14 protein-coding genes and 2 pseudogenes are annotated in these 15,597 nt (G+C 67.6%); 11 read left to right on the top strand and 5 right to left on the bottom strand.

Annotation, left to right across the window (positions count from 1 at the left end):
* Positions 1–3 precede the first annotated feature (3 nt).
* From ACYVGE_RS09305 to ACYVGE_RS09295, 3 genes are read left to right on the top strand one after another with little or no spacing between them, the layout of a single operon-like run.
* On the top strand, positions 4–573 hold the full coding sequence (locus ACYVGE_RS09305; RefSeq protein ID WP_460729236.1) for an RNA polymerase sigma factor: 570 nt from the start codon (positions 4–6) through the stop codon (positions 571–573).
* A complete protein-coding gene (locus ACYVGE_RS09300) occupies positions 570–953 on the top strand; it encodes a hypothetical protein (RefSeq protein WP_460729234.1) in 384 nt (127 codons plus the stop codon). The genes ACYVGE_RS09305 and ACYVGE_RS09300 overlap by 4 nt, the downstream gene beginning before the upstream one ends.
* Positions 954–957: 4 nt before the next feature.
* Positions 958–1,431 (top strand): DUF3106 domain-containing protein, encoded by a 474-nt coding sequence (locus tag ACYVGE_RS09295; protein WP_460729233.1) that lies wholly within the window; start codon positions 958–960, stop codon positions 1,429–1,431.
* A 36-nt stretch (positions 1,432–1,467) separates the two neighbouring features.
* Here the strand turns inward: ACYVGE_RS09295 and ACYVGE_RS09290 are convergent, their stop codons facing one another.
* Positions 1,468–1,905 (bottom strand): hypothetical protein, encoded by a 438-nt coding sequence (locus ACYVGE_RS09290; protein WP_460729231.1) that lies wholly within the window; start codon positions 1,903–1,905, stop codon positions 1,468–1,470.
* A 355-nt stretch (positions 1,906–2,260) separates the two neighbouring features.
* Here ACYVGE_RS09290 and sufT point away from each other — a divergent pair, with 355 nt between their 5' ends.
* Entirely contained in the window at positions 2,261–2,818 is a 558-nt protein-coding gene (gene sufT / locus ACYVGE_RS09285) for a putative Fe-S cluster assembly protein SufT (protein ID WP_457096556.1), read from the top strand.
* Between the two features lie 57 nt (positions 2,819–2,875).
* Here sufT and ACYVGE_RS09280 read toward each other — a convergent pair whose 3' ends face one another.
* Complete coding sequence (locus ACYVGE_RS09280) at positions 2,876–5,743, bottom strand: winged helix-turn-helix domain-containing protein (RefSeq protein WP_460729229.1); 2,868 nt, start codon at positions 5,741–5,743, stop codon at positions 2,876–2,878.
* An 850-nt stretch (positions 5,744–6,593) separates the two neighbouring features.
* On the opposite strand from ACYVGE_RS09280, the pseudogene ACYVGE_RS09275 reads away from it, so the two are divergent.
* The 4 genes and pseudogenes from ACYVGE_RS09275 to ACYVGE_RS09260 form a co-directional block, all read left to right on the top strand.
* Positions 6,594–8,315 (top strand): annotated as a pseudogene (locus ACYVGE_RS09275) (S8 family peptidase); the annotation flags it as partial.
* Positions 8,295–8,675: a proprotein convertase P-domain-containing protein gene (locus ACYVGE_RS09270; RefSeq protein ID WP_460730551.1), complete on the top strand. Its 381-nt coding sequence runs from the start codon at positions 8,295–8,297 to the stop codon at positions 8,673–8,675. The pseudogene ACYVGE_RS09275 and the gene ACYVGE_RS09270, both read left to right, overlap by 21 nt.
* Before the next feature lie 351 nt (positions 8,676–9,026).
* Positions 9,027–10,628 (top strand): annotated as a pseudogene (locus tag ACYVGE_RS09265) (S8 family serine peptidase); the annotation flags it as partial.
* 93 nt (positions 10,629–10,721) lie between these two features.
* A complete protein-coding gene (locus tag ACYVGE_RS09260) occupies positions 10,722–11,312 on the top strand; it encodes a proprotein convertase P-domain-containing protein (protein WP_460730550.1) in 591 nt (196 codons plus the stop codon).
* A 430-nt stretch (positions 11,313–11,742) separates the two neighbouring features.
* Here the strand turns inward: ACYVGE_RS09260 and ACYVGE_RS09255 are convergent, their stop codons facing one another.
* The 3 genes from ACYVGE_RS09255 to wrbA form a co-directional block, all read right to left on the bottom strand.
* A complete protein-coding gene (locus ACYVGE_RS09255; RefSeq protein WP_457096558.1) occupies positions 11,743–12,228 on the bottom strand; it encodes an asparaginase domain-containing protein in 486 nt (161 codons plus the stop codon).
* A 162-nt stretch (positions 12,229–12,390) separates the two neighbouring features.
* On the bottom strand, positions 12,391–12,741 hold the full coding sequence (locus ACYVGE_RS09250; protein ID WP_460729227.1) for a DUF2069 domain-containing protein: 351 nt from the start codon (positions 12,739–12,741) through the stop codon (positions 12,391–12,393).
* Positions 12,738–13,328, bottom strand: coding sequence for an NAD(P)H:quinone oxidoreductase (gene wrbA / locus ACYVGE_RS09245; protein WP_460729225.1), 591 nt, complete (start codon positions 13,326–13,328; stop codon positions 12,738–12,740). The genes ACYVGE_RS09250 and wrbA overlap by 4 nt, the downstream gene beginning before the upstream one ends.
* Before the next feature lie 123 nt (positions 13,329–13,451).
* Between wrbA and ACYVGE_RS09240 the strand changes: the two genes are divergently transcribed.
* Genes ACYVGE_RS09240 through ACYVGE_RS09230 form a run of 3 tightly spaced genes read left to right on the top strand, consistent with a single transcriptional unit; the run spans position 13,452 to position 15,592 of the window.
* Positions 13,452–14,720 (top strand): YihY family inner membrane protein, encoded by a 1,269-nt coding sequence (locus ACYVGE_RS09240; RefSeq protein WP_460729223.1) that lies wholly within the window; start codon positions 13,452–13,454, stop codon positions 14,718–14,720.
* 4 nt (positions 14,721–14,724) lie between these two features.
* Positions 14,725–15,312 carry a TlpA family protein disulfide reductase gene (locus tag ACYVGE_RS09235; protein WP_460729221.1) on the top strand — a complete coding sequence of 196 codons (588 nt, stop codon included), beginning with the start codon at positions 14,725–14,727 and terminating at the stop codon, positions 15,310–15,312.
* A 10-nt stretch (positions 15,313–15,322) separates the two neighbouring features.
* Positions 15,323–15,592, top strand: coding sequence for an acylphosphatase (locus ACYVGE_RS09230; protein WP_310053934.1), 270 nt, complete (start codon positions 15,323–15,325; stop codon positions 15,590–15,592).
* Positions 15,593–15,597: the final 5 nt, after the last annotated feature.

The following is a 15,597-nucleotide window of genomic DNA, read 5'->3' as shown; positions in this document are numbered from 1 at the left end:
TGCATGCTTGAGCGCATGACCACTACCGCGGAAATGCCGCACGCGTCCGCTCCCGCCTTCGCGGGAGCCGCGATGACGCTGGAGGAATTCCTGGCCGGCATCGCCGCGCGCGCGTTCCGCTTCGCGGAGATGGGCCTGCGCCATCGCGAGGACGCCCGCGATGCGGTGCAGGACGCGATGACGAAGATGCTCGCCTACCGCGACCGGCCGGCCCCGGAATGGACGCCCCTGTTCTGGAGCGTCCTGCGCAGCCGCATCGTCGATGCGCAGCGCCGTGGATTGTTGCGCTTGCGCTGGTTGTCGCCCCAGCACGACGGCGAGGACGCGGTCGACTGGGCCGACCCGGTCGCGGACCCCGCGCGACGGCAGGAGGGACAGGAGGCCTGGGGCCGGATCGTTGCTGGCCTGCGCAAGCTGCCGCGACGCCAGCGCGAGGCCTTCAGCCTGCGCATCTTCGAAGACCTGGACGTCGCCACCACCGCCCGCGTCATGGGCTGCAGCGAAGGGGCGGTAAAGACGCACCTCTCGCGGGCGCGGGAAGCACTGCAGCAACACCTGGAGGATTTCCGATGAACACCGGCCACGACCAGGACCCTGGAACCACCGGCTTCGACGCGCAACTGCGCCGGCTGCATGCACAGGCCGTCGAACGCGTGTCCCCGCGCACGCTGGTGCAACTGCGTGCGCAGCGCGCGCCGTCGCCCCTGCCATCCCCGCGGCACCGGCACGCCTGGCCACTGGCAACCACCTGTGCGATCGCGCTGGTCGCGGGCGGGCTGCTGCTGCGCCATCCCGGTTCCACCCGGCCGGACGAAGCCGCGCCCGAGCGGGCCGCACCGGCGGCCGCTGCCAGCGACAACGAATCCGGCGACGTCTACGCCACCCTCGACGAATCGCCCGATCTGTACCTGTGGCTCGCATCGAACGACACCGCCAACCTTGTTACGGAGTGATCCCATGAAGCTGCTTCGCCACGCTTTCGCCCTTTCCCTGCTGTGCAGCGCTCCCGTGCTGGCGCAGACGGCGCCGTCGGGTGGCTACGCCAAGCCGAGCGCGCAAACCATGCCGGCCGCGCCCGCCGCGCCCGCCCGCACCTTCCCCGCGTGGGAACAGCTCAGCACCGCCGAACGCGAGATGCTGGTCGCACCGGTGCGCGAGCGCTGGAACAGCAACCCGGAAGCACGCGCACGCATGATGGATCACGCGCAGCGCTGGCAGACCATGACGCCCGAGCAGCGCCAGCGCGCCCACCACGGCATGAAGCGCTGGGCAACCATGTCGCCGGAACAGCGCGAATACACCCGTGCCCTGTTTGCCGAGATGCGCAACATGACGCCGGAACAGCGCCAGGAGCTGCGCGCGAAGTGGAAGGCGATGACGCCAGCCGAGCGCGACGCGTGGATCAAGGCGCACCCGGCGCAGCCGCGCTGATCGCAACGGCATCTCCAGCCGCTTCTGGTCGTAGCGTCAGCGCGAAATGATACCGGCCAGTACCAGCGCAACCAGGATCATCACCAGCTCGAACATTCCGTTGGCGAGCTTGGCCAGCATCCAGGCATGCTGCAGGCCGAGGCGGAAGGCAGAAGCCAGCGGATCGAACCCCATCACCTCGCCCAGGTGCACGGCGATGATCCACCAGTTGGCGAGCGCCACTATCCCCGCGGTTGCGACCACGCCCACCAGCGCGCGCCGTCCACCGGAGGGCCAGCCCGAAAGTCGCAGGATCCAGGCGACATCCAGCGCCCCGAGCACGGCCATCCAGCCGAACTGGCTGCCGTTAGCCCAGGCCAGTACGACCCAGAGCGCGGCGAATCCCGCGCACGCGCCCCCCAGCATCAGCAGCCGGTAGGGCCACGTCAGCCAGCGGGCGATCGGGGAGGGCGGGTGTTCGGGAGCGGGGGGCATGAAGGCGGCAAGGATACCGGCCCGCGGACAAACCCGCAGTGCGGCAGCATTCGAGCCGCACTCGATGAACGTGGACGACGGGCGCTACCCGCCGCGATGCGCGGCAAAGCAGTCCCCGCAGCGCTCGGCACAATGAGATTGTTTTTCGCGGAACCGGTCGTTGCGAAGAATCAGCGGCGAGGGGCCGACCGTTTGCAAGCTCGCCACTGGAACACCGCGTCTTGCGATTCCCGGGCCGCAGGCGCGGCCTGGGCAATATTGTTGCCCGGGATGAGCCACGGGCCGGCACCACGGCGCCGCAACCCGTAAAATTCAACGCCTTGTACCCCCGCGGCTTCGCCCCGATCTTCCTGATATGTATTCCCGCAGCAGCGAACCTGTCCGATTCGAGCGCGATTGCGCCGCCGTCCTCGTGCCGCAGGGCGAAAAGGTAACGCTGCCCGCGGGCAGCGTCGGTTACATCACCCAGGCGCTGGGCGGCAGCTGGACGGTGTTCGTCGAAGGCAACCTGTTCCGCATCGCCGGTCCCGATGCCGACGCGATCGGCAAGGAACCGCCCGAGCCGCTGGAACTTCCCGTCGATGCCGACGACGATGCCGTCGAGCAGATGGTGTGGCGCCAGCTGCGCACCTGCTTCGATCCGGAAATCCCGATCAACGTCGTCGACCTCGGTCTCGTCTACGAGGCCAGCGTCAAGCCGCACCCGGAACAACCCGGCCAGCGCCGGGTCGAGATCCGCATGACCCTGACCGCACCCGCCTGCGGCATGGGCGACATCCTCGTCGCCGACGTGACCGACAAGCTGGAAATGATCCCGACCGTGGCCGAGGCCGATGTCGAACTCGTATTCGACCCGCCGTGGACCCGCAACATGATGTCGGAAGTGGCGCGGCTGGAAACCGGGATGCTGTAGGTAGGCCGCGGTTCGCCTTGGTGGCGAACCCGCTGTCCCGCCCGCGCGGGCCGCGCCCTACCTGATGTTCCGCTGCAACAGCAGCTTCGTATCCAGCTTCGCCGGCACCACCAGCCAATCCAGCGTCGCGCCGCGCAGGCCGCTGCTGGCGACGAGTGCCGCCTGGCAGCGTTCGTTGCATTCGCCGATGGGCATCCCCGGTGGCAACAGGCTCTGCACTTCCAGCTGTGACACCACGTCGCCATTGCGCACCGCCTGCGCGTGGATCGCGGCGAGGATGTGCAGCGCGCGCTTGCTGTCGCCGTCGACCATCGTGGCGAGGGCGTCCAGGGTGTCGATGCGGTTGCTGAGCGTCCAGATGTCGGCCAGTTCCAGCTTGCGTGCCGCGGCGATATGCGTACGCACGGCATTCCATTCGCCGCGCGTGGCGGCGGTTTCGGCCAGCCCGGTTTCGGCGATCGCGATGATCCATTCGTACTGCGTGTTCCGCGCCAGCGGCAGCACGCGCTGGAACATGCGTTCGGCGGTGGCCGGATCGCCGGCGCGGGTGAGGGCGGTGGCGATCCACAGCTCGGTGCTCCAGCGGTCGGGACCGTCCTCCATCTGCGCGCTTTCTTTCTGCGTTTCCAGCAGCCGCTTCATCGCGGCGTTGCGATCGCCGGCGACGAGGTCGACGGTGGCGTTGCCGATCGCAGCCTGCAGGCGCGAGGACGGCGATTCCAACGCGCTGCACTGCTTCCAGCCCGCGCGCGAGCCCGGGATGTCGCCCATGACCAGGTCGAGGTCGGCGCGAATGCAGGCAATCTGGGATGCCGCGCTCGACGGTTGCGTGCCGGGATTTCCCGCGCGGGCGCGCTTTTCCGCCTGGTCCAGCACCTTTCCGGCCAGTGCGAAGCGGCCGCGGTTGGCGAGGATGGTCGCTTCGAAAGACGACAGCCAGACGGCATCGTCGCCTTGCAGCGGAGCATTGCTGAGGCTGGCCATGCGGCGGTCGGCCGAGTTGAAGCGGCCGCGCAGGAAGTCCTCGTTGAGCAGGTCCAGTTCAAGCACGTGCTGCTCGGACGTGTCGCCGGCGGTGAGTGCGGTCGCCAACGCCTGCTCCAGCCGCGCACGGTAGGCGGGCATGTCGCCGCGGCTGTAATGGCGGAAGGCGACCATGCGCAGCATGGCGATTTCCAGCCTGCGGTAACCGCGCTCGCGCGCCTGCACCAGCAACGGGTCCAGGCCGCTCTCGGCGGGCTGGTCGCGGCGATTGCTTTCGGCGAGGAAGCGCGCGTACAGCGCATCCATGTCGTCGCCGGCGAGTTCGAACTGCTTGGCTGCTTCCTCGTAGCGCGTCAGGTCTGCCTTGTCTTCGTACTGGAAGCTGTCGGTCTGCGCGGCCAGCAGCAGGGCATCGCCCAGTTCGTGCTCCCATCCCTTGCCAGCCGCTGCGGCGATGCGCTCGGCGGCCAGCGCGTTTTCGCGCGCGTGCTGCGGATCGCCAAGCGCGAGATAGGCGGCGGCGAGATTCAGGCGCTGGCGCAGGCGGATGCCGGCGGCTTCCTGGTCCCAGTCGGGGCGGTTGAGCAGGGCCAGCGCTTGCGTGGGCTGGTTGGCGACATTGAGCTGGGAGGCCTGCTCGAGCGCGTACGCGCGCTTTTCCGGATGTTTTGCGGCGAGCTCGCCCCAGGCCTTGGCGGCTTCGTTGAACTGTTGCGGGTTGCGGGAGAGCCGCTGCGCATCCAGCACGTCCGCGACATCGGCGGGTACGGGCTGGAGCAGGCGGATCGCGGTTTCGGTCTGTTCGATCGCGGGTGCGGCGAGCGACAGGCGCGAGAGCGCGTAGCCCAGCTGCATGCGCGGCAGGCCGAATTCGGGCGCGAGCCGGGTGACGTCCTGCAGGATCTCGGCGGACTTCACCCAGTCGCGATGTTCCATTGCGTCGATCGCTTCGGCGTAGCGGCGCGCCGTGGCGGTGTCGATCGCGAGCGGCGGCCAGTGCTCCTTCGCACGCGCGGGGACAAGGGCAGCGAGCAGTTCCCGCGACAGCGCATCGGCCATTGCCGGCAGTTCGGCGCGGGCGCCCTGCTTCTCGATGCGCTGCTCGATGCCGCCCTGGTCGAAGCGGGCGCGCAGGAAGACGCGACTGGGGTTGGCGCTGTCGGTGCCGGAACTGAGGAACACGATGCGCGGCGAGCGTCCCGCGGAATCAGCGGCGAGATGCGCCTCGGTCAACAACGTTACTTCGGGGAGGCTGTCGAGCTTCCACTCCAGCCATGTGTGCAGCAGGGTAACGGGCCAGCGCGAGTCCTCCGGCGCGGCTTCATCCTCCACGTCGATCAGGGCGATCGCGAGCTGCGGCGCGGCTGCCGTCGGATGCGGAGGCTGATGGCCCCGCCACCACGCGGCGCCACCGATCAGCACCAGCCCAACGGCTGCAGCGGCCACCCAGCGCCACCAGCTCCGGCGTGAAACGGACGACGGGATCACCCCGCTCGCAGCCGGAGTGACCCCCGATACGGGCTGTTCGGCCGCCGGTGCCGGCGACTCCTTAGTAATAGCGTCCCTTGTCTGCGCGCCCGGGGCGGCTTCCACGACGGCTTCGATCGGACCTTGCGGCTCGAACACATAGCCGCTCTTGGCCACCGTGCGGATCCAATGCTTGCGCGATTCCCCCAGCGCCTTGCGCAGCATCCAGACGCTCTGCGAGAGGTTGGCGTCCTCGACGATCACCCCGGGCCACACGCGCGCGAACAGTTCGGCGCGGGTGTGCAGCACCTGGGGTTCGGCGAGGAAAACGAGCAGCAGGTCGAACATGCGCTGTGGCAGTTCGGCCTCCTGTTCAGGACGTATCACCCGGCGATAGCGCAGGTCGATCTGAACATCGTGCACCTGCAGGCGCCGCGTCCCGGCGGGCCAGGGGTGCTGTGTCGGGTCAGCCAAGCGCGTGTTCTCGAACCCTCGGGAGGCGGAATCCTATCGCCCTGACGCGCCGGCTCGTGTTGCAGTGCAGCGAAAAATGAACAGGCTTACGCCAAATTCGGCAAATTGCCGATGCCGGCCAGCCACGGCGGCGTTTGGCGGCGTTGGCCAGAAGCGTCGTTTGCGCGGCCCAAGCCCCGGATTTGGTTACAGAACAGTTAATCCGGGCGACTCCGGCCACGGTTCGAGGCCGATTTGAGAACTTTTTGAGGTTCCGGACGAGGTCTCTATGACCTTTGGCACCCTTTCATCGTCCCTGTCGAACGGAGGCCCACCGATCGGCCGCCCTCTGCCCCCGGACGCAAGTCCGGGGGCAGGGTGCAGTAAAGGCCTACCGGGCTCGTGCATCGCCCGGCGGGGTCGCCCGGTGATTTCCCGCGCCAGGTTCGCGCGTACCGGCCACCCACTCGTTTCACACCCAATTCGTTTCAACGGAACCGCGCCAGCGGAGCGGGGGCAGGAGACCCCGGCAAGGAGCATCGTTTCAGGGACGAAACACCCCCGGCGCCAGCCGGGGCCTTCCGGGGTCGGGCTGCACGTGGGGATGCAGCGACCCGGAATACCGCAGCGACACGCGGGAAGGACGAGCGGCGCCAGGGGGCCGTCGCGCGTCATCCGTGAAGGTCGGTCCGAAGTCGCAGCGGTCCAGTCCATGGAGCGTGGTTGGTCCTTCGTCAGGGAAGGCGAGGGTGTTTCGCATGTCGGTGGCAACGCGCGGGGAAGTGGTCGCGGGCTACCCAGGCAGCAGTGTTGTTGAGTCTCCATCCGCAGCGATGGAATCCATGCAAACCAGTCCAGAGGGAATCAACTGATGTCCGTCGTGTCCCACCCCCGCATGCGCCTGCATGCGCTGGCCGCCGCTACCGCGGTCGCCGTTTCCGCCCTGGCCGCTCCGGCTTTCGCCGCCGAGCGCCTGAACCTGTCCGGCCTCGAATCCGGCGCCCAGTACGACCGCTTCATCGTGAAGTACCGCGGAGGCTCCGCCGAAGGCGCTGACGTCAGCAAGGCCAAGGCCGCGCTGGTGCGCGCAACCAAGGCCGGCGTCGCCGGCAAGGGCCTCGCCCTGGGCCATCTGCGCCGCATGTCGCTGGGTGCCGACGTGGTGAAGTCGGATCGCAAGCTCGACCGCGCCGAAGCCGAAAGCCTGATGCGCGAGATCGCCGCCGACCCGAACGTCGAATACGTCGAACTCGACAAGCTCAACAAGCCGTACCTGACCCCGAACGACACCAACTACAGCCAGCAGTGGGGTTACTCGGGCACCTACGGCATCAAGGCCAACCAGGCGTGGGACGTGACCAACGGCGCCGGCAGCGTCGTGGCCGTGCTCGACACGGGCATCACCAACCACAGCGACCTCAACGCCAACATCCTCCCGGGCTACGACTTCATCGTCGACACCACCGTGTCGAACGACGGCAACGGCCGCGACAGCGATCCGAGCGATCCGGGCGACTGGACCACGGCCGGCCAGTGCGGCACCGGCTCGCAGGCATCCAATTCGAGCTGGCACGGCACCCACGTCGCGGGCACGATCGCCGCGGTGACCAACAACGCCAAGGGCGTTGCCGGCGTCGCCTACGGCGCCAAGATCGTCCCGGCACGCGTGCTGGGTACCTGCGGTGGCTACGACTCCGACATCGCCGACGCGATGATCTGGGCATCGGGCGGCACCGTCACCGGCGTCCCGGCCAATGCCAACCCGGCCGAAGTGATCAACCTCAGCCTCGGCGGCACCGGCGCGTGCAGCTCCACCACGCAGGCCGCGATCAACAGCGCGGTGTCGCGTGGCACCACGCTGGCCATCGCCGCCGGCAACGACAACACCAACGTGTCCAATGCCTCGCCGGCCAACTGCGCCAACGTCATCGCGGTGGGTTCGATCACCAGCACCGGCGCACGTTCGAGCTTCTCCAACTACGGCGCCGGCGTGGACATCGCCGCACCGGGCTCGACCATCATGTCGACGATGAACGCTGGTACGACCACGCCGGGCGCCGAGACCTACGTCAACTACAGCGGCACCTCGATGGCGACCCCGCACGTCGCCGGTGTCATTGCCCTGATCCAGGCCGTGGCCACCACGCCGAAGACCCCGGCCGAAGTCGAAGCGCTGATCAAGGCCAACGTGACCGCGTTCCCGTCGACCCCGTCGCAGCCGATCGGCGCCGGCATCCTCAACGCCAAGGCCGTGGTCGACGCGACCAACGGTGGTGGCGGCGGTGGCGCCGGGACGCTGACCAAGGGCGTCGCCGCGACCGGCCTGTCGGCTGCGGCCGGCGCCTATGTGAAGTACACGATGGTAGTGCCGGCCGGCGCGACCAACCTGACCTTCACCACCTCCGGCGGCACGGGTGATGCGGACATGTACGTGAAGTTCGGCAGCGAGCCGACCGACACCGTGTACGACTGCCGTCCGTTCAAGACCGGCAATGCGGAAACCTGCACCTTCGCCGCACCGTCGGCCGGTACGTACTACGTCAACCTCAAGGCGTACTCGGCGTTCTCGGGCGTGAGCCTGGTCGGTGACTACGCCACGGGTGGCGGTGGCACGCAGACCTACACCAACACGAGCGACTACACGATCAGCGACAACGCGACCGTGGACAGCCCGATCACGGTGTCCGGTCGCACCGGCAACGGCCTGAGCAGCACCCAGGTCGCGGTGAACATCGTGCACACCTACATCGGCGACCTGAAGGTCGACCTGGTGGCTCCGGATGGTTCGATCTACACGTTGCACAACCACACCGGCAGCAGCACCGACAACATCAACCAGACCTACACGGTCAACCTGTCGACCGAAGCGCTGAACGGCACGTGGAAGCTGCGCGTGAACGACAACGCCGCGGGCGACACGGGTTACATCAACAGCTGGAGCGTCACCTTCTGATCGCCTCGCGCGACCAGACGCAGCATCAGGACCCCGGCCATGGCCGGGGTCTTTTTTTGTCCTGCCCCGTGCGTGCGGTGCGAGCGGGTGTTGCAGCGCAGCAGCCCGTGTCCGGCACCCCGCGGATCGGGGGCGAACGGGGGCCTGCATCGGGCTTCACAGTATTCAAAGGTCCCCGCCCCTAGCGTCGCCCGGTCGCTGACGCTTGGGCCCGTCGCGATCCCCCGTTTCGACCTGCGTCATCGGACGACCGGTGCGCATGGCGGTTACGGAGGGCAAACGGAAGTTGCGCGGCCGCACTGCGGCCATCTACTCACTGCTCGGGGGTACATCGTGAACAACTCAGTACGCATGAATGCGCTTGCTGTCGCTACGCTGTGGGCGCTCGCAACGGGATCGGCCGCGGCTGCCGGCCGCGTGGACACCAGTGGCCTGCAGTCCGGGGAAAGCTTCGATCAGTTCATCGTGAAATACCGCGACGGCAGCGCGCCGCGCAGCGATGCCGCGACGTTGCAGCGATCCCTGGACACGGCCGCCAACGGCGCCGCCAACGGCCGTGCGCTTGGCCTGAAGCAGGCGCGCCGCCTCGCCGTCGGCGCCGACGTGGTGCGCGCGGGCCGCAAGCTGGATCGCGTCGAGGCCGAAAAGCTGATGCGCCATCTGGCCGCGGATCCGGCGGTCGAGTACGTCGAAGTCGACCGCCTGTTGCAGGCGGTGCTGACGCCCAACGACCCGCAATATCCGCAGCAATGGGGTTACCAGGACGCCGACGCCGGCATCCGCGCCAACGAGGCGTGGGACAGCGCCACCGGCACCGGCGTCGTGGTCGCCATCCTCGACACCGGCATCACCAGCCACAGCGAACTCAATGCCAACGTCATCGCCGGCTACGACTTCGTCAGCGACGCGACCGCCGCGCGCGACGGCAACGGCCGCGACTCCAACCCCGCCGACCAGGGCGACTGGTACAGCGCGGGCGAATGCGGGCAGATCAGCGGTTCCAATTCCAGTTGGCATGGCACGCACGTGGCCGGCACGGTGGCGGCGGCTACCAACAACGGTGTCGGCGTTGCTGGCGTGGCGTTCAACGCGAAGATCGAGCCGGTGCGCGTGCTGGGCAAGTGCGGCGGCAGCATTTCCGATATCGCCGATGCGATCGTCTGGGCTTCGGGCGGCACCGTCAGCGGCATCCCCGCCAACGCCAATCCCGCGGAAGTGATCAACCTCAGCCTCGGCGGCAGCGGCACGTGCAGCGCGACCATGCAGTCGGCGATCGACGGCGCGGTCAGCCGCGGCACGACCCTGGCGATCGCGGCCGGCAACAGCAACGCCAACACCTCCGGGTTCACGCCGGCCAACTGCAACAACGTGATCGCGGTGGCCTCGATCACCGACACCGGCCAGCGGTCGAGCTTCTCCAACTACGGCGCGCTGATCGACATCGCCGCACCCGGATCGTCGATCGTCTCCACCCTCAACGCCGGCACGACCACGCCGGGCGCCGAAAGCTATGCCACCTACAGCGGCACCTCGATGGCGACGCCGCACGTCGCCGGCGTGATCGCGCTGTTGCAATCGGTGTCGCCTACGCCGAAGACGCCGGCCCAGGTCGAGAGCCTGATCAAGGCGAATTTCCGTCCGTTCCCGGTGACGCCGAGCCAAACCATCGGTCCGGGCATCCTCGATGCGAAGAAGGTCGTCGATGCGGCCGGCGGCGGTGGCGGCAACGTCGCGCCGACCGCGAACTTCAGCTTCACCACCAGCGGCCTGACCGCGAACTTCACTGACAGTTCCACTGACAGCGACGGCACCATCGCCTCGCGCAGCTGGAACTTCGGCGACGGCACGACGTCGACCGCGACCAACCCCAGCAAGACCTATGCGGCGGCGGGTACCTACAGCGTTGCGCTGACCGTCACCGACAACGGTGGCGCCACCAACACCAGGACCCAGTCGGTCACCGTAGGCACCACCGGCAGCGTGCTGCAGAACGGCGTGCCGGTCACCGGCATCAGCGGCGCATCGGGCAGCCAGCAGTTCTGGACGATGGCCGTGCCGGCCGGCGCCAGCGGTTTGAAGTTCACCATCGCCGGCGGCACCGGCGATGCCGACATGTACGTGCGCTTCGGTTCGGCGCCCACCACCACCGTCTACGACTGCCGTCCTTTCCTCAGCGGCAACAACGAGACCTGCAACATCGCCACCGCCCAGGCCGGCACGTACCACGTGATGCTGCGCGGCTACACCGCATATACCGGTGTCAGTCTCACTGGCAGCTACACCGTCGGCGGTGGCGGGCAGACGTATACCAACGACACCGACTTCACCATCAACGACAACGCCACGGTCGACAGTCCCATCACGGTGTCGGGCCGCAGCGGCAATGGCTCGAGCAGCACGCCGGTGGCCGTGGACATCCGCCACACCTACATCGGCGACCTGAAGGTCGACCTGGTGGCGCCGGATGGCACGCTCTACAACATCCACAACCACACCGGCGGCAGCGCGGACAACATCATCAAGACGGTCAACCTGAACCTGTCGAGCGAGGCGCTCAACGGCACCTGGAAGCTGCGCGTCAACGACAACGCCAGCCTCGACACCGGCTTCATCAACAGCTGGAGCATTACGTTCTGAGGCTGCTGTCTTACCTGCGAGCAAGAAAAACCCGGCTTCGGCCGGGGTCTTTTGCCTTTGCTCGTCATCCCAGCGAAAGCTGGGATCCAGCTTGTTTTTTGCTTTCGCTGTTGCCTTGAATAAGCAAAGGCAACAGAAAAATGGATCCCGGCTTGCGCCGGGATGACGGCAAAATCAAATCGGCTCGAAGCGGTTTGCCGCCACGTTCTTGCGTACTTTCGCGGATCCCACACGTGGACGTTCGTTACGTTCTGAGGCTGCTGTCTTACCAGCGAGCAAAAAAAGACCCCGGCTTCGGCCGGGGTCTTTGCTTTTGCTCGTCATCCCAGCGAAAGCTGGGATCCAGCCTGTTTTTGCTTCCGCTGTTGCCTTGAACAAGCAAAGGCAACAGCAAAATGGATCCCGGCTTGCGCCGGGATGGCGGCAAAAATCAAATCGGCTCGAAGCGGTTGGCCGCCACGTTCTTGCGCACCTTCTGCGGATCCCACACGCGGCCGTTCATGGCGATATACACGCCGGGCGGCAGCGATTGCACCGCACCCACCGCGCAGCCCACGTTGAACTCCGCATCCGAGCCGCGGAAGCGGGCCGGGCTGAGCGCGCCGGTGAGGACGATGGTCTTGTCGGTGAGCGAGGCCAGCACCTTCGCGGTTTCGACCATCGTGTCGGTGCCGTGCGTGACCAGCACGTGCTTCGCCGGTTGCGCGGCGATGGCGGCACGGATCAGTTCGCGGTCGTCGGCGGTGATGTGCAGCGAGTCCTTGCGGATGATCGGGATCACGCTGAACTGGAACGCCACGCCCAGCTCGCGCAGGATGCTGCCGATCTGCGGTTCGCCGATCTGGTAGTCGGACTTGTCGTCGAAGTAGATCTTGTCGATCGTGCCGCCGGTGGTGACGACGCAGAGCTGGTCCATGGGTCTTGGGAGTGCGCAATGGGGACGCCCATTGTAGGGGCCGCCGGCCCGCGGCCAAACCGCAGCAACGACACCGTTGAAGCCGCGCCGGCGGCTGGTGTGGGCGAACTACAAGGCCTTTGTTCCTGGCCCTGACACCCGTCCAGCGGCGTGCCGGTCGCCCTACGCCTTCTTCTTCGCGAACCGTGCGCGCAGGCCGGGAATGCTCGCCGCGAACACGACCGCCAGCGCCAGCACGATCTCGACCGTGGCGAACAGCCGTTCCGGGGGGCGCGTCCACGCGACCATGACGCCGTGGCTGAACCACGCCAGCGCGAGCACGCCAGCCCAGAAGCCGGCCAGTCGCCAACCGCGCAGCGCCGCCATCGCCAGTGCCGCGGGGGGCAGCGCGAATACCGCCAGCGCCACCCATGGGCCCGGCGTTCCCCCGAACCACACCAGGTACAGGCCGGTGAGTGCGATCAGGGCGACGATCAGCACACGCCGCGACAGGTTGCCACTGAAGACGCTCATGCCAGCTTTCCTGCGATGGTGGCGAGGCGGCGGCCAAGCGCGCGGGCCAGCGTGGCCTCCTCGTCGCTGGGCTGCGGATCGTCCTGCAATCCCGCGTAGTGGCTGGCGCCATAGGGCGTGCCGCCACTGCGCGTCGTGTTGAGCGCCGCTTCGGTGTATGGAATCCCGACCAGGACGCAGCCGTGGTGCAGCAGCGGTACCTGCATCGTCAGCAGGGTGGCTTCGTTGCCGCCGTGCAGGGTAGAGGTCGAGGTGAACACCGCCGCGGCCTTGCCGACCAGCGTGCCGCTGGCCCACTCGCTGCCGAGGCCATCGATGAAGTGCTTCATCGGCGCGGCCATGTTGCCGAAACGGGTGGGGCTGCCGATCGCCAGGCCCACGCATTCGGCCAGGTCCTGCTTCTCGACATAGGGCGCGCCTTCGTCCGGGACCGGTGGCGCCGCCTGCTGTGTCACCGCGGCCACCGGCGGCACGCTGCGAACGCGCGCGCGCATGCCGTCCACTTCCTCCACGCCGCGCGCGATCAGGCGCGCCAGGCGTGCCACCGAACCACCGCGGCTGTAGTAGAGGACGAGGATGTCGGGCATTGCGGCGTTCCTTCGGGAGTCGGAGAAGGGTACGCGCTGCGCATGCCGCGCGCACGCAACGCGCGCTGGGGCAGCCGGTGCTGCTCATGCGGCGACGCCATCGCATCGGTTACCCTCCGCCGGATGGAGCCGCTTGATTCCCTCAATCGCTGGACCGACCGGATGCGCGATCCGGCGCGGGCAAAGGCGTTCTTCCGGTTCCTGGGCAAGCGTTTCCTCGACGACACCCTGTTCCAGGCAGCGGGTGCGCTTTCCTACACGACCGTGTTCGCGCTCGTGCCCCTGTCGATGGTGGTGTTCGGCGTGCTGTCGGCGTTCCCGGTGTTCGGCGTATGGAGTGACCGGCTCAGCGACTACATCTTCGCCAACTTCGTGCCTTCCGCCGCGCGTTCGGTGGAGACCTACCTCAAGCAGTTTTCCGCCAACGCCGGCCAGCTCACCGCGGCGGGCGTGATCGCCCTGGTGGTGTCGTTGCTGATCACGCTCAACGGCATCGAAACCGCCTTCAACCGCATCTGGCGCGTCAAGGCGGCACGGCCCAAGGTCGGCCGCTTCCTCGTGTACTGGACGGTGTTCACCCTCGGCTCGCTCGTGGCCGCCGCGAGCCTGGCGGTCTCGGCCAAGTTCTTCGCGATGTCGGTGTTCCAGACCACCGCGGGCGGCGTCCTGCAGGCGTTCCTGTTGCGCCTGGCGCCGATGACGATCGAGCTGATCGCGATCGCGGCGATCTACAGGATGGTCCCGCACCGCACGATCCAGTGGCGGCATGCCTTTGCCGGTGCGTTGCTGGCGACCCTCGCCTTCGAGGTCGTGAAGTGGGGCCTTGGCCTCTATCTCGCCAGCTTCGGTTCCTACTCCAAGATCTACGGCACCCTGGCCGCGGTGCCGATCTTCCTGCTGTGGATCTACCTCAGCTGGGTGGCGGTGTTGCTGGGCGCATCACTGGCGTCGTCGCTTTCGGCGTTCCGCTACCAGCCCGCATCCATGCGGTTGCCGGTGGGTTACGAGATCTACGGCCTGATCCGCCTGCTCGCGCGCTTCAACGAGGCGCGCACGCAAGGGCGCGGCCTGCACAGCGATCAGATCCAGCGCCTGGAGCCCATGCTCACCGACAGCCTGGTGCAGCAGATGCTCGCGCAGCTGTGCGAGATCAACGTGGTGCGCCGCGCCGAAGATGGCGAATGGCTGCTCGCGCGCGACCTCGACGAACTGACCATGGCCGAACTCTACGAGGCCTGCCAGCTGCGCATTCCCATCGCCGAGGCGCACCTGCCGTGCCGCGAGGACTCGCTGGGCCACGCCGCGGTGGCCGTGATGGACGAGTTGCGCCTGCCGTTGCGCGACCTGCTCAAGCGCCGCGTTTCCACCATCCATGCCGATCACAAGGATTGAATCGATGCGCCTGCATCATGTCGCCATGTTGCCGCTGATGTCCGTGCTGCTCCTGGCCGCCTGCAAACCCACGGCGGAATCGCCGCAACCGCAGCCGGCCGCGCCGCCGCCCGCGCCCACCGCCGCGAAGCCGGCCGCGGCGACCGCGGAGGCCGCGCCGGCCGACGCCGAATTCCCGGTGCTGAAACTCACCACTCTCGATGGCCAGCCCTACGATCTCGCCGACCACCATGGCAAGTGGGTCGTGGTGAATTACTGGGCCACGTGGTGCAAGCCCTGCGTCAAGGAAATGCCCGACCTGTCCGCGCTGGATGCGATGCGCGAGCACATCGAGGTGATCGGGCTGGCCTACGACGATTCCGATCCCAAGGACATCAAGGCCTTCCTCCGCGATCATCCGGTCGTCTATCCGATCGCTATAGTGGATCCCTACGATCCACCCAAGTCCTTCGCCACGCCGCGTGGCCTGCCCACGACCTATCTCATCGCGCCCGATGGCAAGCTGGCGAAGAAGTTCATGGGCCCGATCACTGCCGCCGAGATCGAAGGCGCGATTGGCGCCGCCGGCGGACCGAAGCCGAAGGCCGGCTGAGGACGATGCCATGACAGCCGCGCGCTTCTTCGTCGGTGGCAGGGTGCAGGGCGTGTGGTTCCGCGCCAGCGCGCGCGAACAGGCGATCGCGTTGAACCTGCGCGGCTTCGCGCGCAACCTGCCGGACGGGCGCGTGGAAGTGCTGGCCATCGGCGCGGACGATGCGGTCGAGCAACTCGCACAATGGCTGCATTACGGTCCGTCGCGGGCGCAGGTGGACGAACTCGAGCGCATGGACGCCGAGGACGACGCTGCCATCGAGGGCTTCGAGATCCATTAGGCTTG

The organism is Lysobacter rhizosphaerae (assembly GCF_054779795.1).
The sequence above is the reverse complement of the archived record's forward strand: the minus strand, read 5'-3'. Positions and strand labels throughout refer to the sequence as shown.